This window comes from Bradyrhizobium sp. PRIMUS42, assembly GCF_023006515.1.
In the GTDB taxonomy this organism is placed as follows: Bacteria; Pseudomonadota; Alphaproteobacteria; order Rhizobiales; family Xanthobacteraceae; genus Bradyrhizobium.
Genome location: NZ_JALBGZ010000396.1, coordinates 1 through 5,981 on the forward strand (window position 1 = coordinate 1; position 5,981 = coordinate 5,981).

The 5,981-nt window shown below is 64.0% G+C and carries 7 protein-coding genes; 3 read left to right on the forward strand and 4 right to left on the reverse strand.

Annotation, left to right across the window (positions count from 1 at the left end; genetic code table 11):
* Window positions 1–175: 175 nt before the first annotated feature.
* From MOV75_RS24560 to mddA, 3 genes are read right to left on the reverse strand one after another with little or no spacing between them, the layout of a single operon-like run.
* Window positions 176–1,153: an NADPH:quinone oxidoreductase family protein gene (locus tag MOV75_RS24560; RefSeq protein WP_246930057.1), complete on the reverse strand. Its 978-nt coding sequence runs from the start codon at window positions 1,151–1,153 to the stop codon at window positions 176–178.
* The gene (locus tag MOV75_RS24565) at window positions 1,150–1,827 is read right to left on the reverse strand and encodes a helix-turn-helix transcriptional regulator (protein ID WP_246930058.1); all 678 of its coding nucleotides are present in this window, start codon (window positions 1,825–1,827) and stop codon (window positions 1,150–1,152) included. Before MOV75_RS24565 ends, MOV75_RS24560 begins: the two co-directional genes overlap by 4 nt.
* On the reverse strand, window positions 1,824–2,615 hold the full coding sequence (gene mddA / locus MOV75_RS24570) for a methanethiol S-methyltransferase (protein WP_246930059.1): 792 nt from the start codon (window positions 2,613–2,615) through the stop codon (window positions 1,824–1,826). The genes MOV75_RS24565 and mddA overlap by 4 nt, the downstream gene beginning before the upstream one ends.
* 146 nt (window positions 2,616–2,761) lie before the next feature.
* Between mddA and MOV75_RS24575 the strand changes: the two genes are divergently transcribed.
* Both MOV75_RS24575 and cynS read left to right on the forward strand, forming a co-directional pair.
* Window positions 2,762–4,327, forward strand: a complete 1,566-nt coding sequence (locus MOV75_RS24575) for an alpha/beta fold hydrolase (protein ID WP_246930060.1) — start codon at window positions 2,762–2,764, stop codon at window positions 4,325–4,327.
* A 74-nt stretch (window positions 4,328–4,401) separates the two neighbouring features.
* Entirely contained in the window at window positions 4,402–4,890 is a 489-nt protein-coding gene (gene cynS, locus MOV75_RS24580; protein ID WP_246930061.1) for a cyanase, read from the forward strand.
* Here cynS and MOV75_RS24585 read toward each other — a convergent pair.
* Window positions 4,877–5,704, reverse strand: a complete 828-nt coding sequence (locus MOV75_RS24585; RefSeq protein WP_246930062.1) for an oxaloacetate decarboxylase — start codon at window positions 5,702–5,704, stop codon at window positions 4,877–4,879. The genes cynS and MOV75_RS24585 overlap by 14 nt on opposite strands.
* A gap of 104 nt (window positions 5,705–5,808) precedes the next feature.
* Between MOV75_RS24585 and MOV75_RS24590 the strand changes: the two genes are divergently transcribed.
* Window positions 5,809–5,981 (forward strand): LysR family transcriptional regulator (locus MOV75_RS24590; protein ID WP_247006761.1); only part of this gene is annotated, 173 nt, incomplete at its 3' end.

Below are 5,981 nucleotides of genomic sequence, written 5' to 3' on the forward strand. Positions count from 1 at the left end.
CATCGAGCGGCGTGTCCAGCGGCGGCGGGGCGCGCAGCGTTATTTCCGCGCCGCCGGGAATGTGGCGGGCGAGCCGGCCGCAGACGTAACCGCCGTTGCCGGAGTTCGGAGGACCGCAATAGCGCTTGTCGATGATGATCGGTGTCATCGGTTCTCTCTTCGTCTTTGGCGCACTCTACCTGATCTTGAGCACAATTCGCCCCTGAACCGTCCGGCTGGCCACGGCGCGCATGGCGTCCCCGACCTCCTCCAAGGGGAGGATACGATCGATATGCGGGCGAATTTGTCCGTCGGCCAGCAACTGCATCAACGTGTCATTCATGCCCGCGCCTTCGTGCGGGAATTTCTCCGCCCAGGCACCGGCAAACACGCCGACGATGGAATAGTTCTTCAGCAGCGGCAGGTTCATCGGGAGGGACGGAATCTCGCCGCCGGTGAAACCGATCGGCATCAGCCGTCCGCCCCATGCCATCAGCCGGGCCATCTGCTCGAAGATCGCGCCGCCGACATTGTCGAAGCCGATATCGATGCCGTCGCCGCCGGTCATCGCCTTGATCCGGTCGCGCAGATCCTCGCTGCGATAGTTGATGACCTCGCTGGCGCCGTAGTCGCGGATCAGGGCCGCCTTGTCGTCGGAGCCGACACCGGCGACGACGCGCAGGCCAAGATGGCGGCCCAGGTCGACGGCGGCAAGTCCGACCCCGCCGGCCGCACCAGTGACAAACAGCGTTTCGCCGCGCTCGGCTCGTGCCCGCCCGACCAGGGCATAATAGGCCGTGCCGTAATTGTGCAGCACCGTTGCCGCCGCTTCGAACGCGACACCATCCGGCAGGCGCACACTCTTCGATTCCTTGGCAATCATCCGTTCGGCGTAGCCGCCGGTCCAGCTGCTGCAGGCCACGCGGTCGCCGGGCGCGAACCTTGTGACCTTGTCGCCGACCGCGACGACGACACCGGCTGCTTCCGTGCCGGGCACGAAGGGTATCTGCGGCCGCATCTGATAGAGGCCCGAGACCAGCAGCTGGTCCATGAAGCTCACCGAGGCGGCATGCACGTCGATGAGGATCTCATCGACGGCAGGTTTGGGCGCATCGATCTCATCAAGGCGTAAATCGCCCGGTCCAGTGAAGGAATGGCACAGAATTGCTTTCATCGCCGCGCTCCAACGGATTGTCTATATTCGGTATGTTCTCTCAATGGCGTCGCATATCCCGCGACGAGCTTGACGAAATCGGCCTGGCGCGCCGCACCGGTCTTTTCGAACAGGCGACGGACATGCGTCTTGACCGTTGTACTGGCGACGCCGAGCGCCGCCGCCACCTCGGGAACGCCGCCGAGCTCCACGATCGCGAGCATCACGCGCAACTCGGCGGGCGTCAGTCTGAAGGCTTTGCCGATCACTTCGGAACGAGGCGGTATCGTCAACGCCGCCCTGCGAACGAACAATGCTGCCACGGCGCTGTAGGCCACACCCGCACGCCGGCGCGTGCCGGAGATCAACGGCATGGCATGGGCGACGTGGCGCTGCCCATGCCGGTCGATCATCGGCACTGCAATTCCGTTGGCGCCGAGGATCGCGTTTTCCCGCCCGGCCGCGGCGAAAAAATGTTGCAGTGTCCGGTTGACCGTTACGTCGCAAGCCGCGAGGTGCCCGCGGGTTTCGAGCAGGATATCGCGCGCATCGACAATGGCTTGCCCGGCAGTATTGGCATGAATGAGACGCGCGTCCGCGTCAACGAGATACAGGCCGACGTCAAGCCCATCGAGCGTATCGGCGAATGTGGCGGCTTCCGCGGACATTCGGGGGATAGGGGGCATGGCGTTCATCGAGGCGCTCCAACAGGCCGAGGCGGCTGGCGATCTTCGGTCCGGCGGGATCTGAAAATCCTGGGCACCAGCATGGGAACGCGCCGGCGATACTGCTGATAGGTCGCGCCGAACTCCGCGATCAGATCCCTCTCCTCGAACTGGAGCGCGACCAGAATGTAGGCTGTGTTCGCGATCGCGAACAGCAAGTGGCCGCCGGTCATCTCGGGCGTAGCCCAGAACGCGAGCAAGAAGCCCAGCATGATCGGATGCCGCACGATTCTGTAGAGCAGCGGCGCCTTGAAGGATTGACCGGGCAGCTCGGTCCCGCGCAGCGCCGAGAAGGCTTGGCGCAGGCCGAACAGGTCGAAATGATCGATCATGTGGGTCGAGGCGAAGGCGATCAGCCAGCCGAGCCAATGGACGCCGGTCAGCAACCAGGCCACGATTCCGCTGGTCTGCCAAATCGGTATCGGGATCGGACGCCACTGCCAGAACAACAGCAGGAGGATCAGGCTGGAGAGCAGCACGTAGGTGCTGCGCTCGCAGGCCACGGGAAGAACCTTGGTCCACCAGCGTTTGAAGCCCGGGCGCGCCATGACGCTATGCTGGATGGCAAACAGGCTCATCAGCAGCAAGTTGACGACGATGGCCTCGGTCACAGTCGAAGGGCTGCCGACGTCGAGGGACCGATCGATTGACTTGGGTACGACATAATTGCCGACGAAACCGAGCGCATAGAGAAATGACGCCGTGAATACGGCATAGCTCACGATTGCGTAGAGCAGGATTGCGAAGCGCGAAAACATGGTTTTTCCTATTGTGCCTGATCCGGCGGTGCCGCATGCAAAGCTTGAGGTGGTCGCCGGCGAGCGAGCTCGATCTGGGCCGATGGCTACCGCGGCGCCGTCCCCTGTGCGTCCCCTGGTGACGTCCCAAGGCGAGAGAGGATTTCATGACGGCTTTCTCGCTGGAGACATTCGGGTTCCCGGAGGTCCATGCTGACGGCCGCCCGATCAAGTTGAACCTACGCAAAGGTCTTGCTCTGCTGATCTATCTCGCGGAGACCAAGGGCGCCGTCGCGCGCGACGTCCTTGTTGCGCTGCTGTGGCCCGAGGCTGCCCGCGAGACCGGCCTTGCGCGATTGCGGCGCCTGCTGCACCGCATCGAGCTCACGCTCGGGCAGTCGGTTTTCGAGACCGACCGTACGAGCGTCCGATGGTCTCCGGCGGTCGAGCTGAAGATCGATACGCATTTGTTCGAGAGCGCCTGCGATCGCGGTGCCTTTGAAGAGGCCTGTCTGATCTATCGGGGCGACTTCCTTGCGGGCTTCGCTCTGGACGACTGTCCCGAATTCGACGATTGGTCCTTCTTTCGCCGGGAGGCGTTGCGGGGACGGCTCATGCATGCACTGGAGCGTCTGGTGCAGGACAAGAACGCCGCCGGCGATCATTTCGCCGCGACTGTGCATGCGGGACGCCTGGTTGAGCTCGATTCATTGAGCGAAGTGTATGGCCGGCATCTGATCCGCAGTCTTCTGCTCGCCGGCGATCGAAGCGCGGCAGAGCGCCATCACGCAGCCCTGACGCAGCGGCTGCGCGACGAGCTAGGGGTTGCGCCGGAAGCCGAGACCGAGGCGCTGATGAGTCCCGCGGCGGCGCCTCATGCCGCCCCGGTGACGCGCTATGTGAAAGGCGCCGGGGTGCATCTGGCCTATCAGACCTACGGAAGCGGCCCGCTCGATATTCTGGTGATGCCCGGCTTCGTGTCGCATGTGGAGCGCGCCTGGGAGAACCCTGCGAGCCGGACATTCCTGGCGTCATTGATGCAGCTCGGACGCCTCATCGTGTTCGATCGTCGCGGGATCGGACTGTCCGACCGGGTCGGATCGGCCCCTGGCATCGATGTCACCGCGGAGGATATCGGCACCGTGCTGCGGGCGGTGGACTCGCGCCGCATCGTGCTGTTCGGCGCGTCCGAATGCGGGCCGGCCTGCATCAAGTTCGCGGTCGACGAGCCCCGCCGCGTGGCCGGGCTCATCCTGTTCGGCGCGCTGGCCAAGGGCTCCTGGTCGCAGGACTATCCGCACGCGCTGCGCGCCAGCCAGTATGATGCCTGGAGCAAGCATCTGATCGCGCAATGGGGTGGGCCAGTCGGGATCGAAACCTTTGCACCGAGCCTTGCTGGCGATCCCCAGACGCGCGCCTGGTGGGCGGGGCTGTTGCGTGCAGCCTCCAGTCCCGGCGGTATCTCGGCCGTGCTCGAGGCGTTTCGCGACGCCGACGTGCGGCACCTCTTGCCTGAAATCACTATGCCGACGCTGGTGCTGCACCGGCGCGGCGACCAGGCCGTACGCATCGCGGCCGGTCGCGATGTGGCGAGCCGGATCAGCGGCGCAGAGTTCGTCGAGCTTGACGGCAACGATCACTGGTTCTTCGCAGGCGATCAGCGGCCGGTGCTCGAGGCAATCGGGGGATTTATCGAGGGATTGCCGCGCGAAGGGGCCGGTGTGAAGCGCTAGCCTCATTTTTTGGCACGTTTCATGCCTCCCAAAGCGGCAGGCCCGACACAATGCCTAACCAAGGAGCCACTGACATGAAACGCGAAGACCTCACCGAAAAGCTGCTCGACATCAAGCGCGAGAAGGGATGGAGCTGGAAGCACATCTGCGACAAGATCGGCGGCTATTCCGAAGTGCTGATCGTTGGCGCCATACTCGGCCAGATGAAGCTGACGAAGCCGCAGGCGGCCAATGCCGGCGAGCTGTTCGGCCTGTCGAAGGCGGAAGTTGCGATGCTCAACGAGGTGCCGATGCGCGGCACCGGCACGCCGATGCCGCCGACCGATCCGTTGATCTACCGCTTTTACGAGATGGTGATGGTGAACGGTCCGGCCTGGAAGGCGCTGATCGAGGAGGAGTTCGGCGACGGCATCATGTCGGCGATCGACTTCGACATGGCAATGGAGCGCGTCGCCAACCCGAAGGGCGACCGCGTCAAGATCACCATGAGCGGCAAGTTCCTGCCGTACAAATATTACGGCGCCAGCGGCAACGTGGCGGAATACGGCTTCAAGGAGGAGTGATCGACGCGAAGGCCTCGCGCAGCTCGCCGACCGGAGCCATGTCGCGAACAAAGGTGAAGGATCCCTTGTCCTTCATCTCGTGCGCGCAGTTCAGGAACGCGGCGAGCGCGTAGCGCGACATGGCCCCGCCGACGCTGATGCGCTTGACGCCGGCGGCGGATAATTGCCCGACTGTCAACGTTGGGTCAGCAAAGCCCATCACGTGGTTGAACGGCTTGCTGAGCGAGGAGACGACAGTCCTGATCGTGGCGAGGTCGTACAGGCCGGGCGAATACAGGACGTCGGCGCCCGCGGCTTCGAAGGCCTGCAGGCGGCGAATTGTGTCGTCGATGTCCTTGCGGCCGTGCAGGAGGTTCTCGGCCCGCGCCGTCAGCGTGAACGGAATTGGCAGCGCGCGCGCCACTTCGACGGCGGCCTGGACGCGCTCGACGGCGTGAGAAAAGTCGTAGATGGGGCGATCGCGGTCGCCGCTGAAATCCTCGATCGAGCCGCCGACGGCGCCAGCTTCCGCGGCCCGTCGTATAGCTTCGGCCGCACGTTTCGGCTCATCGGCCCCGCAATTTTCGAGATCGACGCTGACCGGAAGGTCGGTGGCATCGACGATCGCGCGCGCGTTGGAGAGGATGACATCGAGACTGACGCCGCTGTTGCCGAGCATGTTGGCCACCCCGAGGCTCGTGGTTGCGAGGGCCTCGAATCCCATTGCAGCAAGCAGCTTGGCCGTACCTGCATCCCATGGATTGGGAATGACGAAGGCGCCACGCCGCTCGTGCAGCGTGCGAAACGCTATCGCCTTGTCGAATTGGCTCGTCATGGCTCGTCTCCGTATTGTGCGTCCATGCAGCCTTAGGAGCATTTTCGCCATCCGCCAAATTTGTTATTCTTGCAAGCAACATCAGTTTTTTGCATGAGGTCGCAATGGACAGTGACGCCCTTGACACCTTTCTGACCGTTCATCGCAAGGGCGGGATCTCGAATGCCGCGAAATTCCTGCACCGCTCGCAGCCGGCGATTTCGCGCCGTATCGCGCTGCTGGAGCAGGAGCTCGGCGTGCCCCTGTTCGAGCGGGTGGCGGGCCGCGCGCGGCTCAG